Here is an 18,358-nt window from a genome sequence, read left to right on the forward strand (position 1 = left end):
GGGTACGGTTATCACGATTCTTGCAAGTGGGTCGAGCCATTACTTACTGTGTATTCATATCAATAATTAGTCAAACAGTAGTCACCCATCTAAAATCATCAATTTGTACCCATTGAAAGTTTTACATATGAATATGTGAAACTTTCGGCAATATCATCAATCAATACTTTTCACAAACTTGATCGTTTTTTGGGTTAATTTTGGATTGGGTACAGCAATAGCATGCTCATATGTCTGACTGATTTCTAAACAGGTACTAATCGCCATGGATCGACGTGATTTTTCAAAACTTTTTTTGGGGTTTGCCGCTGCTTATGCCCTACCCCAGCCAGTCGTTGCGTTAGGCGCTTTATCAAATAATACAGGGAATGATGAAGATGCGCTCCAACGCTTTGTGCGTCACCGTATTCTTAAACAGCAAAGGGCATATGCAGCGGTCACAGGCACCCTGAAGTCCTCTGAGCGTCGCATCATTACCGTTCGGGCCCCTGAAGCCAAGGATGACTACCAGCTAGATGGTGATACTATTTTTGAAGTTGCGTCACTGACTAAGATTTTTACAGCCCTGCTATTGGCCGTTGAAGTCGTACACAAGAGGGTACGACTCGACGACCCGCTTCAAGATTACGTACCGAGCGGAGTAAAGGCTCCCACTTTTGAGGGGCGACAAATCACCCTCGCCGACTTGGCTACACATGGCGCTTCATTGCCACTTAGACCCAACAACCTTGCAGCATCGGCACCCGATGCGCCGAATAAATATGCAGGTTACTCCCTTGAGCAGCTGTATGGCGGCTTACCCAATTACCATCTGCAAGCCTGTCCAGGTTCTCAATTCAATTATTCAAACTTGGCTTTTGGGCTCTTAGGTCAAGGAATCGCTTTGAAGGAAGGCCGCTCTTTTGCAGAGATACTGCGAGAGCGTGTGACAGGGCCTCTGGGATTAAGGGATACCTCTTTAGAGGATGATCCAAGAAAGTCAGCACGACGCGCTCAAGGCCATGACTTCTACCTCAGCCCGATTGGCCCAACTAGCGATGGTGTGCTCGCACCGGCTGGCGGCTTGCGCTCGACCGCTAATGACCTCCTCACGCTACTCGATCTGTTTATCAGCGGTCGCGGCCCAAAGGATTTGGTGGCTGCCTCACGCTTGATGTTGTCGATCGATAGACCGGGAGGCAGTGATATCACTCGAATGGCTCTGGGTTGGCGCAAGACGACTACCCATGGAGAAACCTACTATTGGTCTAACGGCAGCAGCGATGGATCACGTACATTTATGGGCTTTAACCCAGCACGGAAAGCCGGAGTTGTCGCTCTGGCAGATGCTGCCAGTGGCGAAGGGTTGGATGATATAGGCCATCACTTCTTGAATCCCCAGCAATCGGTATCTACTAAGGTCATTCCCACCCCAGATTTCATCACTTTACCAGAGAAAGTGCTTTTAAGGGGTATCGGTCGTTACGAGCAGGCAAAGGACGATATCATCGAGATCAGTCGTGGCTATACGGGCCTCATTGTTTCAGCGGGATACGGAGAGTTCGTCATTCGGCCACAATCGCCTACAACGTATGCATCTAAGATGGTACCAGGGCTGACTATCGAATTTGAAGGAGCTGATATGGGCCCTGCCCTTACGCTGACTCTTCGACAAGATGACAAAACCTATATCTACAAGCGTATACCTTAACTTGGGGGGCCAGAGAAGAGCTTAAGCTCTTCTCCCCACTCTTTTTATATAAAAGGCGGCCCTTACCCTCCCAACACACAGTAAAAATGCACGGATTTATACTTCGTGATTGAGCTGGCATTAATAAGGACAGCTAACATAGCGGCCGGCGATTACCAATTACCAACATACTCTAAAATAAGAAAAAGACAGCTCAAGTGGCCCATAAGATTACGGGACGTATCACCCCCTTCGTCCTCATTAGTGTATGAGGAGTCTCAGGAAGAAGTCCTGAAAGCAACACTAGAAAAGTTATATTCAAAATAAATTGAGAATTAATTTTGCTTCAGGGTCATTTCTAAAAACCTAATGTACTGTCATAAGAATCAATATTACAATGCTGATCTTCTTTCCCTCAGCGTTGGTCCTACAACAATAATCTCTATCGCTGGAACATTAGGAAATCACAGGAAGGTAATTATGACAAAAATAATCAGTCGCAGCATCAATCAGGGTGTTGGATTTTCCGTGTTGGTAGAGGACACAGCACCGGTACTCTTTCAAACGAAAGTGAAAAAATCACTTGAAAGTTGGCTGGATGAAGCACAAACCATTCTGTCCCGGGCGGAGGCAATGTGTACCACCGCCCTTGTGTCCCCCAAAAAGGTTTCTGGCAAATTTAATAATTTACTTTCTTACTACTTCGGACTTCCTGCGAATTGTCCAAGCGACAGATACCGAAGTTGTCTAAACGCGATACTCAAGCGGTTAACTAAGACTCAGAGGGGACTGAGCAGTGGGGTGGAGTGTGCGGACGTGAGCATGATGCCTACCCTTGCAAAAATTCAAACTTCTGCCATGTCAGCAGTGGGTCTGGGGAACCCCACAAAAAAAATGGCGGGTTTTGTGTGGGTGGACATCTTTGAAAGTGTGCCCAGGTATCTTTCAAATAACTATAAGCTGACGACGGTAGGTGGAGGGTACCTCAATGGGGGGAGCTTTAAGACAGATTACAAGCATCCCATCTGCTTGAACTTCGAAGAAATTTGGAAAAGAGGTGAAAATTTCTGCATTGTTACTTTGATACACGAGGGAACACACAAATACGCGCAAACAGTGGATCTGGACCCCGGGTACTTCAAGGATGGAGGCATTGTAGATAAGTTAGATCAGGCAATTAGTGAGGGTGGTATGTATATGAAAATTTATATGGAAGGACAAGGTCTCACCCATGATCAAGCTTTTGAGCGCGTTGTAGAACAGGCATTAAACCAGTTACGTGGGCAAGATTCAGCGGCATCACATATGGCAAAGCTTGCTGAGGTAAAAGCGGTAGATAATGCAGATTCACTGGCATGGTTCGCCCATGATGTGGCACAACTCCCCTCTGAAGTAGAAGTTGGGAAGGTTGTGGGAGGCATTTTGGGTAATCGAAAAATACACCCAAGCCTGCTTAACCATTAAATAAAATCCGGGGTAGTTCATTTAATTGGGAATCATTGAATATTTCCCTATTGCTACAATAGATATTTAACTTCGGATTTAATGAACTGCCCGCATAATTCCAACAAGTCTGCTGGTGCTAAAAATTCTATCAATGAATTACCATCTGTAATTGACAAGACTAATTGTGGTGAGGGTTTAAAGCAGGTTGCGTAAAATTTAACCAGGAGTTTATGGGATTCCATATTTCTCTGCTAGGCGATCAATATCCGCTTGAGACCTGGAACTAGTGGGGCATTTGGCTCTAAACCAGGGGTTCAGATCGCTATTACTGCCAGCCGGTAAATCTTTCAGGTCAAAGCATTTATCATCGAGTTGAACAAAAGTGCCTGTCGCTGTTGTATAGAGGGCATCTTTTGTTTGAAGCTGGCGAACTTTGTTGTTCTCTCGATCCAAAGCTCTCTTTAACCTCGGATCAAAAACCACCGCTTTGTTTTTTGCTCCAGATTCAGCGGGAACCGTTAAAGTAGTGGCTTTTTGAGGCGATAAGTTTTCGGGCTGAGTAGTAACTGCTGTGCTGCTTTGTTCATTGATTGTTTCTCTATTTGGGGCATCACGTTTTTGCCGGATTCCGGGAGAGCTAGGTTTTTCAGCTGCTGTAGCAGCAGGCAATACTTCAGCCTGCCCTTTTACTTTCGGTTTCGTAATGTTTGCTGATTTTTCGAGCTTGTCGGCACTGGCCGGGCTATCGGAGTTGTTAATTGGCGAGCTGGCAGTCGGATCTTTATATTGTAAGACAAGCTTAATTGTCGATTGATTGTTCACCTGCTTACCTGATGGCAGAACAACTGGAATAATCAATAAAGCCATGTGTAGGCCAAGCGCGATCGCCAGGGAAATCCAAAGGCGCCACGAAATTGATGTTTCGCTATCTTTATGAACTAAGGGTGGAGGCTGGAGGTCCATCTGATGTAAATATCACTTCCGTATAATGCCCCGACAAGATTCCGAAAAGAGAAGACCTATTGGCTTGCGAGGTTGCAGGTTTGACTGGGTGTCAGCCAAAAAGTTCTTTGAAATGAAGCCCCCGGTTTCTATGGGGCGAAGTCTAATCTATGCATTAAATATGAACGAGCTAGACTTTCCTCTAAATAGAGCAACTTGCCGAACCCATAAGGTGTCTTTCAATGCGTATTCCCCCCATTGCTCCCGGTGACCTCAGCCAAGAACAAAAGCCACTGTACGAAGACATGTGTACTGAGATGAAAAGCTACTTCTCAGGGTTTATTAAGAGTCGCAAAGATGGGGCTTTGCTAGGGCCTTGGGCGCCGGCAATTCGCTATCCAAAATTTGGCAAGCCCTGGTGGGATTATGTGAAGGCGATAGCGGATAACCCTTCGCTGCCAAAGACTGTTCGGGAAGTTGCGATTTTGGCTACGGGAGCGCATTTTAAAGCGGGCTATGAACTCTATGCGCATTCGGCTATTGGTGAAAAGCTGCATTTGGAAGCGGATAAAATAGCGACGATCGCCGCAGGTGAGCGTCCTTCTGATTTAAGCCGAGAAGAAGGCATTGCCTACAGCGTTGCAGTTTCTTTGGCGGCTGGTGGCCGCCTACCCAGGGCTACCTGGAAAATGGCTGTTGAGGTTTTTGGTGAGGATTCCGCCGCGGAATTGATTTTCCTGGTCGCCGGGTACCATCAGGTCTCAGCCATTTTAAATGGCTTTGATGTTTGTATTCCGAGCGAAGATGATCAAGAGCCGGATACGCCCTCAACATAAGATGCCCTGCCCGGCTAATACCGCTGTTACTACAAAGGTTACACCTCTATTAGCCGGGAGCCGGTGATGTAGTCTTGAACATCAGAGATACCTTGTGCTCCTGGCCATCATCCTTAAGAGGGATTTTCCCCGAGGAGATGTGTTCACCGTCCAGAGTCAGTGACTCTATTTCTCTCGGACAGCCACCGCAATTGCTTACGGCGATCTCATAGCGGCTGCTGCCAAAGCGCAGTGACAGGTGATAGTTGTGCCAGGTTTGCGGTAGACAGGGCTCGATCACCAAGTGATCGCCATCAAGAACTTTTGCCCCAAGCAATGCCTCCAATGCACTGCGATACAACCAGCCGGAGGCGCCGGAATACCAAGTCCAACCGCCGCGTCCAACGTGGGGCGGCACGCCGTAAACGTCGCCGGCTAATACATAAGGTTCGGTGCGGTAGCGCTGCACGCCTTCGGCAGTATTCGTGTGGGTGACGGGGTTTAATAGATTGAAGTAATGCCAGGCCCTCTCACTTTGATTCAGCCCGGCGGCGGCCCAAACTGCCCATGTGGCGGCGTGAGTGTACTGGCCACCGTTTTCGCGGATACCTGGCGGATAGCCTTTGATATAGCCGGGGTCCTTCTTGGTTTTATTAAAAGGTGGCTTGAGCAAAAGTATCTGCCGAGCGAGCTCGTTTACCAGATGCCGGTTAGCTGACTCCATTGCCTTGTGGGCGCGTTCAGTGGGTTCTTCTTGGGAGAGCACCGACCAGGTCTGCGCGATCAGATCAATTTTGCACTCATCACTCTCTTTAGAGCCAATCGGAGTGCCGTCATCGTAGTAAGCGCGCCGATACCAGGCACCGTCCCAACCACTGTCTTCCACTTGCTGACGAAAGTTTTCTCCCAGCAGGCGGTAGTGTTCTGCCAGGGCCGAGTCGCCAATGTAGTCACACAGTGGGGCCATATCCCGGCAAACCCGCAGCAAAAACCAGCCCATCCACACACTTTCACCGCGACCAGTAGTACTGATTCGGCTGAAGCCATCGTTCCAGTCGCCATTGCCAATTACCGGCAATCCATGGGGCCCTACGGCACCGGCACGCTCGATGGCTCGGCAGCAGTGCTCGTAAAGGGACCCGGATTCGTCACTGCTTTCAAATTCGGCATAGCGCTCGTGTTCATCCTTCCCCAGTGGTGCCCCTGCAAGGTAGCTGACGGGTTCATTCAGGATTTCATAGTCGCCGGTGGTACGAATGTACTGAGCCGTGACAAACGGTAGCCATAGCAAGTCGTCGGAGCAGCGGGTGCGCACACCGCGTAAAGGATTTTCGTGCCACCAGTGCAATACATCTCCGTCCTGGAACTGACGGGAGGCCGTGCGCAATATATGTTGGCGGGTCCAATCGGGATGGGTCCACAGCAAGGCCTGTACATCTTGCAGCTGGTCCCGAAAACCAAAGGCGCCACTGGATTGATAGAAACCGCTGCGTCCCCAGAGGCGGCAGGCCAGCGTCTGGTAGGGCAGCCAGCGATTTACCATCAGTTCGGTGGCTTTGTCGGGCACTTGCACCTGCACCGAGCCCAGATAATCCTCCCAGAACTGTTCGAACTCAGCCTGGGAGTTTGCGGCTCTTTGTGGGTCCCGAAATTCTCCAGCCAAGTCCAGGGCCTGAGCCCGATCTATCCCCTCCCCCATCACGAAATAAATATGCTGGGTTTCACCAATAGCCAGATCGATATGCACCTGATAGGCGGCGCAGGGGTCACCACCAGACTGAACTCTGCCAGAGAGGCCGATACGAAACAGTGCCTCTGGTGCTTGCGGGCCCCCGGCGCTGCCTAAAAATTCGTGGCGGTCTGTGGTTAAACCGTGGGGTGGCAGGCTGGCAGTCAGGAAGGCGACACCGGGCTTGGCATCTGGAACAAAAGCGTTGCGGGCCAACAGCGTATGGCTCTCCGGAACGAACTCATTGATCAAGTGTGTCCAGTTGCTGCGGGTCAGCCCCAGTACCCATTCCACATAGTAGGTAGCCGTTAACCGACGTGGCCTGTTCCAGCCATTTTTCAATGTCAGGCGGCCAATCTTCACCGGTGCTGATCGGTCGACAGTTATACGCCAGGACTGTTCTAGGCCGTGACTGTTGTGGCGGTACTCTGTATAGCCCGCCCCGTGATGTATCTGGTAGCTGGCCTCGGCGGGCCGCGGGGCCGGAGTCGGACACCAGACCTCGGCGCTCTCCTCGTCGCGAAGGTAGAGCATTTCGCCACTGGGGTCGCGTACGGGGTCATTGTTCCAGGCCGTCAGCCGGTGCTCGCCGCTATTGCCGCTCCAGGTGCAACAGGAACCGCCCTCAGAAACCAGGCAACCAAAGTCGGGATTGGCGATGACATTTACCCAGGGTGCCGGGGGGCGCTCTCCCGGTTCTTCCAGCTTGCCGGACTTCAGATGCAGGATGTACTCGCGGCCATCTGCAGAGAAGCCGCCGAGGCCGTTATCGAATAAAAGGTTGTCGGGGCGCTGTAATTCTGCAGTTGGCAATTCGGTATAGCCTGCAGGCTGCACCGGCACGAACGGCGGCAGCGGCTGCATTTGAGCCTGCAACGTTGTGGCGCTGTTCTCTAACTGTGTGGCCACAGAGCCCGCGGAGGAATCGAGCAGTACTCGCGCCGCGGCCAGCAGGCCAATACGGTCAGACTCCGGCAGTTCCTGGCCAGGTACTATCACCACCGAGCCATTCAGTTTGCGCAGGGTGCGGCCGCGGATATCAGCAATCATTTCCTGAAGTCTGTCGCGGGTCTGCTGGGAATAGCCGGCGGAATCTTCATCGACGATAACCAGGTCTATGGCCAGACCGCGACCACTCCATAGGGTGTGCGCCTGCAAAATAGGCTCGGCGAAGTCGATCCCCTGCTCACTGCGCACCTGCACCAGGAGTATCGGATTGTCCCCGGATATGCCGCGGCTCCACAAGCAGCGTTGAATATGGTGACTGCGGGCCAACACTCTGGAGGGTGCGCGTAGACCTCCCGAAGGCGCCAATACCGCGGTTAGCAAATCCACCATCCAATAGACATCAGCTGCGGGGATACGAAGGTTATGCAATTCCTGCTCCGACTGCATTCGCGCTAAATCGTATACCCAACGTGCCTTGGGACGAGAGCGATAGGAGCGGAGCACCGAGAGCAATTCTCGACGGGACTTGCTCGCCCCGGTCAGATAGATAACTTCAACTTCAGATTGGGGCGGAATGGATATTTCCTGGGCCGAGGCGATTACCGGGTCCAGCACGGGCCCCGTGGTGCCGGTAAAACCTGCCAAACCTTTTTGCAAAGCCAGGGGCCGGGCTGGTGATCCGCCGCGCCCGAGGAATAGCATCCGGTCGGTTTCCCAGGCCAGCTGGTGGTTTATCCCGGAGGATACCAATACACAGTGTGCCATGTAGATCGGCTTTTCATCACTGCTGCGGGGCCGCCGACGATAGAGCATCACCTGCTCTTCAGGCAGGTACTGGCTTTCCACGAATAGCTTGGCAAACGCGGGATGGCGTTGGTAATCGCGCTCGGGTGCCAGCACTACCTCCGTATAATCCGCCAACAGTAAATGGCGGCTGCGATTGCTCTCATTTTTGATTACCAGCCGGCGTGCTTCCAGGTCATGCTGGGAGCTGAGCGCTACGTGTAGACGACAGAAGAGTTCCGCTTCACGGCGCTGGAACTCTGCACCTTGCGGGGAGAAGTTCGCCATACAGTGGCCGGCGTCCCCACCGCAGGGAGCCAGGCCGACCGAGAAGAGTTCGCCGCTATCCAGGTCGCGGATATAGTTCCAATGGCCACCCTGGTGCCGGGTCGGGTCCGGCTGCCAGCGTGTCAGGGCAATATTGTGCCAGTAGCTGCCACCGGCGCCATCAGCGCCGAGTAACAGAGTGTGGTGGCCGTTGGACAACACGTTGTACTGCGGATAGGGGCGCCCGGGCAGTGCCGACCAGCTCTGTAGGGCCCCTTCGGCGTGGAAGCTGCGCTGTAGCCCCGGTTGCTGCCAGGGCCTTAAGGCTGGTCGCGCGGTGGGCAGGCGCTCATGCAGCAGCGGGGTTAAGCCGGCAATCCGCACGTCGCTATGAAAGCGCTGCTGCATGATGTCTTCATGCAGGTAATTATTGATGGAGAGCAGAATCATGCCCTGGTGGTGGCTCATATAAGAGCGCACGGTGCGCGCACGGCGCGGTATCGGTTTGGCGGTGCGGCCATAGTCGATGGCTTCATAGAGACCAAACTGACCATAGCCCCCCTCCGCGCGCAGCTGACGCACGTTCTCCATGACCGCACCGGCATCGAATGGCAATGCCATCATGGAGGCATAAGGCGCGATCACCAAACGTTCACCCAGGTCGCGGCGAAAACCGATACCGGGGACTCCAAACGCCCGGTATTGATAGTGCAACTGGCTATCCAGCTCGTAGTAACCGGATTCGGCAATGCCCCAGGGCAATTCATAGCGGCCGGTAAATTTGCGGTGCACTTCAATGGCGTTGCGACAGGCGCGCCCTATTAAGCTGTGCTCCGGAGTTTCCATAAACAGCCGGGGCATTAGGTATTCGAATAGCGTCGCGCTCCAGGACATCAGCACCACTCGGCGATGTAAATGCCGGAATGGCCGTTCAAGGTGGCGCCAATGGCGTGCCGGCACATCGCCTTTGGCTATAGCGAGAAAACCGGTCAGGCGGGATTCCGAAGCCAGAAGGTCGTAATGGTTGGCGTCCAAGGCGGCATCGGTGACGTTGTAACCGATATGAAATAGGTGCTGGTCGCGATCGTAGAGGAAGGCGAAATCCATTTCCTCCACCCAATTGCGTGCCCTTGTGGCCAAGCTGGTAATATCGCGGCAATAACTGGCCGCGTTTTCCCTGGCTCTTTCCAGAGCGTTATACAGTTTTTCACACCAAGCAGTGACTTCATCGCGCGGTTGCGGTGATTCGGAAGAGGTGTGTTTTTGCAGCTGCTGCAGTTGATCTTTTGCCGCCTCACAGAAAGACGGCATGGACGACAGTGAAACTGGGTTATTCAAAGCGGCCGCTAGAGCGTGGAAACCTTCTTTGATTGGGTCCCTACCTTCCCGGCAAACCTTGGGTGGCGCTTGCATCAGTCGCAACCAGGGTTCCAAGGCCTCCTGGTAGCGCCGTGCGGCTACCGCGTGGCGGTGCAGTTCATCGAGCCACTGCCGCAGCCGTCCTAGGTCCTCGGCACTGAAGTTCTTTTCGTCTCCTTCGATAAGAGTCAGCATCCGCTCCTGCAGCCAGGGCACGTCCCGCTCGTAGATATCATCAATGGTTTGCCACCAGCGATTATGTTCCGCCCCAGCTTGCAGGCGTTGGCGAAACTGCGCTATCTGTGCGTTGATCTCGCGGATTTCGTTATGGGTGGAATCCGAGTCGACAGGTTGTAGGGTTTCCGCCATGGCATCGAGGGTATCAGTGATTCCCAGTACCAGTTGTCGGCCGCTTAGCGGTTCCGTTTTTAGAGCCTCTAAACCGGAGGCCAGTGTCAGCAAGCTGCCAGCCAGGTTGCCGCTGTCCACGGTAGAGACATAACGGGGGTTGAGGGGGTGCAGTTCGCGGGTTTCATACCAGTTAAGAAAGTGCCCGCGATAGCGCTCCAGCCCGCGCATCCTGTCGAAGCTGTTGTTAAGACGCGCTAAAAGCAGACTGAGATCAACATAGCCAAAGTCGTAGGCGCTGAGAATCGAGAGCAGTCCCAGCCCGATATTGGTAGGAGAGGTGCGCCGGGCCAAGACGGCCAGCGGCTCTTCCTGATAATTATCGGGTGGCAGCCAATGGTCATCCGGGCCCATAAAATGTTCGAAGAACAACCAAGTTCTCCGGCTTAACAAGCGCAGCTCTCGCTTATCTTCTTCGGATAGAACTGAGGGCTCCAATAGCCGTGGCAGATTGATATGGTGTACCAGCTGCGGCGCCAACAGCCAGGCCAATAAAAACGGCGCGGCGGGCAGCAGGCTGGCGGGAGCCCAAAAAATCAGGCCTGCCGTTACCAACAATGCAATCGCGGGGGAAACCCACATTTCCCGCCAGCTGCCTGTAGTAGTAAGGGCGTTTCTGACGGAGCGATTGACATGTGCCGCCGAGGTCCACTGCAGTAAATGGCGGCGGGAAACGCGCAGCCGGTAGAGAGTGCGCACTATCGCATCCAGCGCATTGACTGCCTGTACCGGGAGTAGAGCCAGAGACAAAAGCCAGTGCAAAAAGCGTTGCTGCAGAACTGCTGGGCCTCCCCGCAGATGGAGGTGAGCACGACTGGGGTCGGCTATGCTCCGCCAAATCATCGATAGCAATTCCTGCCATACCGAGGCGGATGACAGTACTAGAAGTAGCAAGGTCCAGGCCCAGGATTGGCCCGGCAGCCAGCCGCTCCAGGCCAGCAAAAATAAAGCCAAAAGAGAGGGAGATTCCAAACTGCGACGCAAGTTATCGGCGATCTGCCAGCGCTGGATGGGCGGTAGAGGGTTGCTGACTTTCTCACCATTTTCGATCGGCACACGCTTGCCCAACCAGGAAAGCAATTGCCAGTCACCACGAATCCAACGGTGTGAGCGACGCAACATGGCGAAAATATTGGGTGGGTATTGCTCGTAGAATACGGCATCCGATAAAAGCCCTACTCCACCGATGGCGCCTTCTAGAAGATCGTGGCTGAGAATGGCGTTTTCCGGTAGGTGGCCCACCAGGGTTTGGGAGAAAACCTCCGGATCATAAATACCCTTGCCTGTGAATATTGCCTCACCGAACAGATCCTGGTAGGCATCGGATACCGCGTGAGTGTAGAGATCTACGGTGCGATCGCCGGAGAAAATCTGGCTGAAGATAGTCCCATCGGAACTGGCAGGGTCGGTTTCCACACGGGGCTGCAAAAATCCGTAACCAGCCACCACCCGCTGTAGGTCGTCGTTGACTACCGCGCGATTGAGCGGGTGTGCCATGGCGCCGACGAGGCGTCGCGCGGTATCTGGTGGCATCTGGCTGTCGGCATCTAGCGTGATGACATAGCGGATGCCCTGGAGCTGTTCGCGATCGCCAAAGCAGCTGGTGAAGCTGTGATCCTCACGGCCCGAAAGCAGGTGGTTGAACTCGATCAGTTTGCCGCGTTTACGCTCCCAGCCCATCCAGCAATTCTCTAGCGAATTCCAACGGCGCTCGCGGTGTAACAAAAGAAAAGGCGACCTGTCCTCATTGGCCCTGTGGCGTTCATTTAAGGATTCGATGGAGGCCCTGGCGATCTCCAGAAGTTCATTGTCCCCCTTGGCACTTTGCTCATCCGCGTCAGCAAAATCGCTAAGAACGGCGTAAACCAGATTCTCGTCACCATTGTTGAGGAAATTGATTTCCAGGCATTCGAGAATCCTCTGCATATCCTCCGCATCGGCAAACAGTACCGGCATCACCACCACGGTGCGGCATTCTTTCGAAATACCTTTATCGAAATCCATCTTGGCCAGCAGACGCGGCGGCAGGCAGTGAGTTATTAAGCCGTTGACCAAAGCCAAGGCCATGCCGAACAGCGGTATCGCGGCAACCACCAGTACCAGTAAGGTCAAAATAATTGAAGCGCCGCCCCAGAGCAGAAATATGGCTAAGGCGAGCAGTAGCGGAATAGAGAAAAGCGCCAGCCCAGAGAAGAAAACCTTGGAGGCTTTATGCAGCAACCGCCAATGAATTCGCTGCAGAAAGCCCGGGCGATAGTCCAGCCCCGCTTCCAGTTGTGGTCGCCCCTCGTCTATCAGGTAATACCCCACATGCTGAGTCCGACTGCCGGGCTCCTGTTCACTGCTCAGCTTTATCAGCTTTTGAGCTACATGCTGTTCGCTTGCGCCACTGCCCCGAGCCAGCTTTTCAATCACATCCCGGTATCTGTCGCGGGTTTCAAAATCCATTCGGCGGTAGGCGTCTGCAGGGTCGGTGTGCAGAATGCGTTCTACACGGCTGAGGGATTCAACAAAATCCCGCCAATTACAACTGCGCAATTCTCGCAGGCTAATAATGCCACTGGCGATGCCGACACTGAGTTCTTCCTCGGTGCCGGTATTTCCACCCAGGGCCTCCTCCGCGAGTTGCGCCAAGTGCTCTAACAGGCAAAGGCGCAACAGCGCGGGCAGTGCCCAAAGTTCGCCCGTGGTGAGTACGGCATCCTCCTGGTAGTGGTCTACCAGTAAGTGAATAGATTGGACATCCACTGGTTGGGAGAAATCGGTGATCAGGGCATTGGCAAGGAGATGTAAACGCAGGTCGATACTGCCATCTTCCGCAGTGACTTGCGGTAACTGCTTCAAGTAGTTTCTGGGGAGAGACTCGCAGACCAATTGCAGGGCTTCCTGAACTACATGGCGGTTATCCAGAAGCCATTCTTCACTGCGCGTGCTTTTTTCGCCAGATTCCACCCGCGCGGCGAGGTGCCGATAGATTTTCTCGAAGTGCTTTTCCAGCTTGCCCAAATGCGACCTAAGACGGTAGCCGCCACCTGCCCCGACAGGGTTTGAATGCCGCTTAGCCAGCGTGGCTATGTCTTCAAGACGCTGCTGTTCATTGTCCCGGTTATTGTTCCGGCCCGAATTGTTGCCACCTGCCGGTAGAGTAGCCGCCACCTGGGGAGCTACTTGTCCTGGTTTTGAGCGTGAAAAGAACTTGTACTTGTGGCTGGCGCCCTGCTTTTTCCAAAACCGCAATTTCATCGATGGGCTTCATTTCTAACCGGTAGAGTGGAATGGCGAATTTGACAGGCGTCAGTGCCAGCGCGCAGGGCCTGTAATTGGGATTCCTGCAGGTCTTGAAAGATTAATACCGGCAGATTGCTGTGGGACATTACCGTGTGGCATACGGTACCGGTTACGTGATGCTCGCCAGTCTGCCAGTCGTGTGCGCTCATGGCGATCAGATCGACATCCTCTTCAGCGGCTGTGGCATAAATACATTCGGCGACATTTTGCGCAACTAACAACATGGGTCGCACTTTAATGCCGTTTTCCAATTGGCGGGCCATCTCTTCCAGGTAGACCTCGCCAGCGCGGCGATTACATTCGACAAACTTCTCTCGAGTGGCATGCTCCTCTCGGGTGATGGGCATTTTGCGTGGCATCTCTGGCACCGCAATCACTTGCAGCAAGATCATTTCCATCTCTTGCCCGCGCATCATTGAAGCCGCCTGACAGGCCACCCACTCTGAATGCGAGGAGCCATCCATGGATACCAGAATGCGGCGGTAGGCCATATTATCCTGGGCTGGCGGTTTTAAGCCTGGCCGAACGATGATGAATGAACGCCCGGAGCCACTGAAAATCTTTTGGGCGGTACTACCGAAGTCGAAACGACTGACGCCTCCTTTGCCGTAGGCAGTGAATACGATTAAATCGATATCCACCTCTTCGCAGTATTCGACAATTTGTTCCGCCGGACGCCCCTCCACCACAGATTGGGCCACATTGATCCCCTGTTCAGAGATACGTTCAGCGAGGCGATTGAGGTAGCTTCGCAATTCCACCCTACGCAACCTCCAGTCCACCGGGTCGATGCCTTGCTCGTCAGAGTTTTGCACATGCAGTAGATGAATTTTTGCGCCGCTGTTTTGTGCAAGCATCACCGCGTGGGCGATGGCCTCCTCGGCGATGGAGGAGCCATCAAGGGGCAGTAGGATGTGTTTAAACGGCATATCATTACTCCCAGCCGGAGCCCGGCGATGGATATTCAGTCAGCGTTAAAGAGTTTTACGACAGAAAATTTTTGCTTATTCGGTTTGAGGCTGCTCCCGGTTTTAACCTTGCAAGAAACAGTCCCAACACCAAGCTTTTAGCAATGTTAGGGAAACTCCGAAATGCCCATTAGCGTGGTTAAGGTCAAGAGTATTTCAAAGTCTCATCCATGGTGTTGTCTTTGCTGCCAACATGAAAAACTGTGCTCCATATCACTGAAAACGCCAGCTTTAATAGATTCGTAACGGCTTTGCTTAGGTATTTAGATAAAAAGGAAGCTTGTAAAGAGTGCGTTCTAAGCCCTTTAACGTTGAATAATAGGGGCTCAATAGAAAGTAAGTCGGTGGAGAGTGGCTGGGACCAGGATAAGGGTTTTCAAAAGCAGTTACGCTTTCTTCCCAATTATAAAGTCAGGTGTTTGTCTTGAGAGTCGTATACGCAACTGTTTTTCAATTTCGACAATGGTAAATAGCGCCACGCCTATAGCAACAATCAATACTCCATCGGCGAATGTCACAGCTTCGGTTGCGAAGATTTTCTGCAGTGTGGGAATATAGGTAATTGCGAACTGCCCCGCGCTAACGACAAGTACCGCCAGCCATACAACCTTTGTGCCGCGTACGGCCTTCCAAGTGAGAGAGGTGCCATACATATTGCGGATAAAGAACAGGTGGAAAATTTCCATCACCACCAATGTATTCATGGCCATGGTGCGTGCAAGCTCCAGGGAGTAGTTTTGCTCAATGGCGTAGGTATATATCCCGAATACGCCACATAGAAATAACGTACTTACCAATGCGATATGCCATACCAGCACGCTGGTGAGCAATGGCTGTCCACGCAAGCGGGGGGGACGGCGCATGGTATTTTCTTCGGTGGGCTCAAAAGCGAGCGCTATTCCGAGCGTAACGGCGGTAATCAGGTTTACCCAAAGTATCTGAATCGGTGTTATCGGCAGCACCATGCCAAAGAGCAGTGCCACAATAATGGTTGAGGCCTCCCCTGCGTTGGTGGGTAGTGTCCAGCTGATCACTTTCTTTATATTGTCATAAACCGTACGCCCCTCACGTACGGCGGCACCAATAGAGGCGAAATTGTCATCCGCTAGAACCAGTTCGGAAGCCTCTTTGGCGGCCTCAGTTCCACCTTTTCCCATGGCAATGCCGACATCGGCGCGTTTCAATGCGGGGGCATCGTTAACGCCATCGCCAGTCATTGCCACAGTCATATCGTGGGCCTGAAGTGCGGTTACCAGTCGCAATTTATGCTCTGGCCTGGTGCGGGCGAAGATATCCACCTTCAGGACTTCTGCCGCCAATGCCGCGTCATCCAGGTTGTCGATGTCCACTCCCGTTAAGGCTTTGTCCGGCCCCTGTAAACCTATCTGCTGACCGATGGCTTTTGCGGTCGCGATATGATCGCCGGTGATCATTTTCACCCGAATACCCGCGCCCCTGCACTCCGCAACGGAGGTTATAGCCTCCTGACGGGGTGGATCGATTAATCCCACCAAGCCGAGAAGGGTTAAAGTGCCCTTCACGTCTGAGTGCTCCAGTACCGTGTGCTCTGGCTTTACTTCTTTTGAGGCGAGCGCCAAGACACGCTGCCCCAATGCCGCCACCTCGTCGGCCTGTTGTCGCCAGTAAGTTTCTACCAATGGTTCGCAGCCTCCATCCTCGCTGCGATAGGTTTTGCACATTGCCAAAACCTGCTCCGGCGCACCTTTAACGGCGATCAGTGCATGATTCTCATGGTTGTGGTTCAGGCTGGCCATGAACTTATGCTGGGCATCAAAGGGGATAATATCGGTACGGGTCCACTGCTTGCGTACCTCCCCGTCATTCATTCCCGCTTTTGCGGCAAACGCCAGCAAGGCCCCCTCCATGGGGTCGCCCTCCACGAGCCAGTTGTCATCCTCTTTTCTTAGCTCGGCGTCATTACAAAGAACCGCAACACGGGCCAATTCCTCCAGGGGGTGCGGGGCCGGCATCGTTACCGGCTCGCCGCAGAGCATGACTTCACCCCGCGGTTCATAGCCCTCGCCCTTTACTTCAAAGTGCTGTGTGCCTTTAACTACAGTGGCGACGCACATCTCGTTTCGTGTGAGTGTCCCGGTTTTATCGGTACAGATTACCGATACTGATCCCAGGGTTTCGATAGCCGGCAGGCGCCGGACAATGGCGTTGCGCCGTGCCATCGCCTGGACCCCAACCGCTAATGTGATGGTTAGAACTGCCGGTAAGCCCTCAGGGATAGCCGCTACCGAAAGCCCAACAATGGCCATAAACAGCTCGGTAAAGTTGTGCTGCAATACAAACAGCCCAAAGGCGAAGATGAGCGCGGCCACGGTCAGAATAAAAAGTGCCAGCCATTTGGCGAAAATGCCCATCTGTTCAACCAGCGGAGTGGTTAAAGTTTCAACACTGGCGAGCATGCCACTGATATGGCCGATCTCTGTCTCTGCTGCGGTGGCCACTACTACCCCCACTCCCTGCCCACTGGTAACACTGGTACCGCTATAGGCTAAGCAACTGCGGTCCCCCAAGGGGGTATCAGTGTTAACCGGGGCGGTGTGTTTTTCTACTGCGAGCGATTCCCCAGTGAGGATGGCCTCTTGTATCTGCAGGCTGTGCGTTTTTAATAACCGCAGATCGGCAGGCACTTTGTCACCGGCCTCAATGAGCACAATATCTCCGGGTACCAGCTTCTCTCCCTCTACAGTGAGCCGCTGGTTGTTGCGGAGGACCGCGGCACGTGGTGCCAGCATATGGCGGATAGCATCCATGGCCTTTTCCGCCTTACCCTCCTGCGCAAAGCCGATAATCGCATTGACGATAACCACCGCCAGGATGACTCCGGTGTCTATCCAGTGCTGCAGTAGGCCTGTGATAAGCGCCGCACCCAGCAAGACGTAGATCAGGATATTGTTAAAGTGGGAGAAGAAGCGTCGCAGTAATCCTTTGCGAGGCGGTGCCGGCAGGCAGTTGGGTCCGTAAGTTTGCAGTCTTAGCGCCGCTTCATCCTCACTGATTCCCGCCATACCACTCTCCAGCTCGGAGAGCACCGTCTCTGGGGGCATTGAGTGCCAGTTTTTCTCAGACCGCGTCTGAAGCACGCTTCACCTTTGCCGGGTTATCTTTTTCTATTTTCGACTGAGCTTAGCAATAAATATTAATTATTCGAAAGGTTCTAGATACTGAAAACAATCAGGGATGAAAAGGCTTAGAGGTATCAAGTAGGCACAACTAAGCCCTTATTCACAAGAAGTAGCCATCATTAATAATATGAGATGTAAATTATATTATACCTTGTCAGCTTTCTCAGAAAGTGAAGTTGGATCCATCCACATTGCCTCCCAAATATGGCCATCGGGATCTGCTAATGCCCTGCCATACATAAAACCATGATCTTGTGGAGGGTTGGTATCGGCGGTGCCGCCATTGGCAGCCGCTGCATTGTTTATCACATCAACTGCCTCACGGCTGTCCATAGATAAAGCCAGCATAACCTCGCTGCTGCTTGAAGGGGGGATCGGGCGAGATGTGAAGTGACGCCACTTCTCATGGGTAAGCAACATGGCACTTATATTTTCACTCCAAACCATGCAGGCTGCGGTCTCATCGGTAAAATGTGGGTTGTTCTCAAATCCTAGGGATTTGTAAAACTCCATTGAGGCCTTAAGGTCATTAACGGGCAGGTTCACAAAAATCATACGTTTCATAATTATGGATTCTC

Annotated in this window: 8 protein-coding genes; 3 read left to right on the forward strand and 5 right to left on the reverse strand. The window is 52.9% G+C overall.

From position 1 onward, the window contains the following. The first annotated feature begins 265 nt into the window (after positions 1-265). A complete protein-coding gene (locus FIU95_RS09525; RefSeq protein WP_152453554.1) occupies positions 266-1,690 on the forward strand; it encodes a serine hydrolase in 1,425 nt (474 codons plus the stop codon). Positions 1,691-2,149: 459 nt separating this feature from the next. Continuing rightward, positions 2,150-3,133, forward strand: a complete 984-nt coding sequence (locus FIU95_RS09530; protein ID WP_152453555.1) for a hypothetical protein — start codon at positions 2,150-2,152, stop codon at positions 3,131-3,133. 210 nt (positions 3,134-3,343) lie between these two features. Here FIU95_RS09530 and FIU95_RS09535 read toward each other — a convergent pair whose 3' ends face one another. Next, a complete protein-coding gene (locus FIU95_RS09535; protein ID WP_152453556.1) occupies positions 3,344-3,982 on the reverse strand; it encodes a hypothetical protein in 639 nt (212 codons plus the stop codon). A 317-nt stretch (positions 3,983-4,299) separates the two neighbouring features. Between FIU95_RS09535 and FIU95_RS09540 the strand changes: the two genes are divergently transcribed. Continuing rightward, positions 4,300-4,893 carry a carboxymuconolactone decarboxylase family protein gene (locus FIU95_RS09540; RefSeq protein WP_152453557.1) on the forward strand — a complete coding sequence of 198 codons (594 nt, stop codon included), beginning with the start codon at positions 4,300-4,302 and terminating at the stop codon, positions 4,891-4,893. A gap of 49 nt (positions 4,894-4,942) precedes the next feature. On the opposite strand, the gene FIU95_RS09545 is transcribed toward FIU95_RS09540, so the two are convergent. The 4 genes from FIU95_RS09545 to FIU95_RS09560 all read right to left on the reverse strand — a co-directional run bounded on the left by FIU95_RS09545 (position 4,943) and on the right by FIU95_RS09560 (position 18,344). Continuing rightward, a complete protein-coding gene (locus FIU95_RS09545; RefSeq protein ID WP_152453558.1) occupies positions 4,943-13,609 on the reverse strand; it encodes a GH36-type glycosyl hydrolase domain-containing protein in 8,667 nt (2,888 codons plus the stop codon). Then, entirely contained in the window at positions 13,606-14,583 is a 978-nt protein-coding gene (locus tag FIU95_RS09550) for a universal stress protein (RefSeq protein WP_152453559.1), read from the reverse strand. The genes FIU95_RS09545 and FIU95_RS09550 overlap by 4 nt, the downstream gene beginning before the upstream one ends. A 425-nt stretch (positions 14,584-15,008) precedes the next feature. Next, positions 15,009-17,738, reverse strand: coding sequence for a cation-transporting P-type ATPase (locus tag FIU95_RS09555; protein ID WP_253869023.1), 2,730 nt, complete (start codon positions 17,736-17,738; stop codon positions 15,009-15,011). 186 nt (positions 17,739-17,924) lie between these two features. Continuing rightward, the gene (locus tag FIU95_RS09560) at positions 17,925-18,344 is read right to left on the reverse strand and encodes a VOC family protein (protein ID WP_152453560.1); all 420 of its coding nucleotides are present in this window, start codon (positions 18,342-18,344) and stop codon (positions 17,925-17,927) included. Between the last annotated feature and the right edge of the window lie 14 nt (positions 18,345-18,358).

Source organism: Microbulbifer sp. THAF38 (genome assembly GCF_009363535.1).
GTDB lineage: Bacteria > Pseudomonadota > Gammaproteobacteria > Pseudomonadales > Cellvibrionaceae > Microbulbifer.

Excerpts from the sequence above, each read along its gene's own strand:
- FIU95_RS09525 (WP_152453554.1), top strand. The coding sequence starts at position 266 with ATGGATCGACGTGATTTTTCAAAACTTTTTTTGGGGTTTGCCGCTGCT.
- FIU95_RS09530 (WP_152453555.1), top strand. The coding sequence starts at position 2,150 with ATGACAAAAATAATCAGTCGCAGCATCAATCAGGGTGTTGGATTTTCC.
- FIU95_RS09535 (WP_152453556.1), bottom strand. The coding sequence starts at position 3,982 with ATGGCTTTATTGATTATTCCAGTTGTTCTGCCATCAGGTAAGCAGGTG.
- FIU95_RS09540 (WP_152453557.1), top strand. The coding sequence starts at position 4,300 with ATGCGTATTCCCCCCATTGCTCCCGGTGACCTCAGCCAAGAACAAAAG.
- FIU95_RS09545 (WP_152453558.1), bottom strand. The coding sequence starts at position 13,609 with ATGAAATTGCGGTTTTGGAAAAAGCAGGGCGCCAGCCACAAGTACAAG.
- FIU95_RS09550 (WP_152453559.1), bottom strand. The coding sequence starts at position 14,583 with ATGCCGTTTAAACACATCCTACTGCCCCTTGATGGCTCCTCCATCGCC.
- FIU95_RS09560 (WP_152453560.1), bottom strand. The coding sequence starts at position 18,344 with ATGAAACGTATGATTTTTGTGAACCTGCCCGTTAATGACCTTAAGGCC.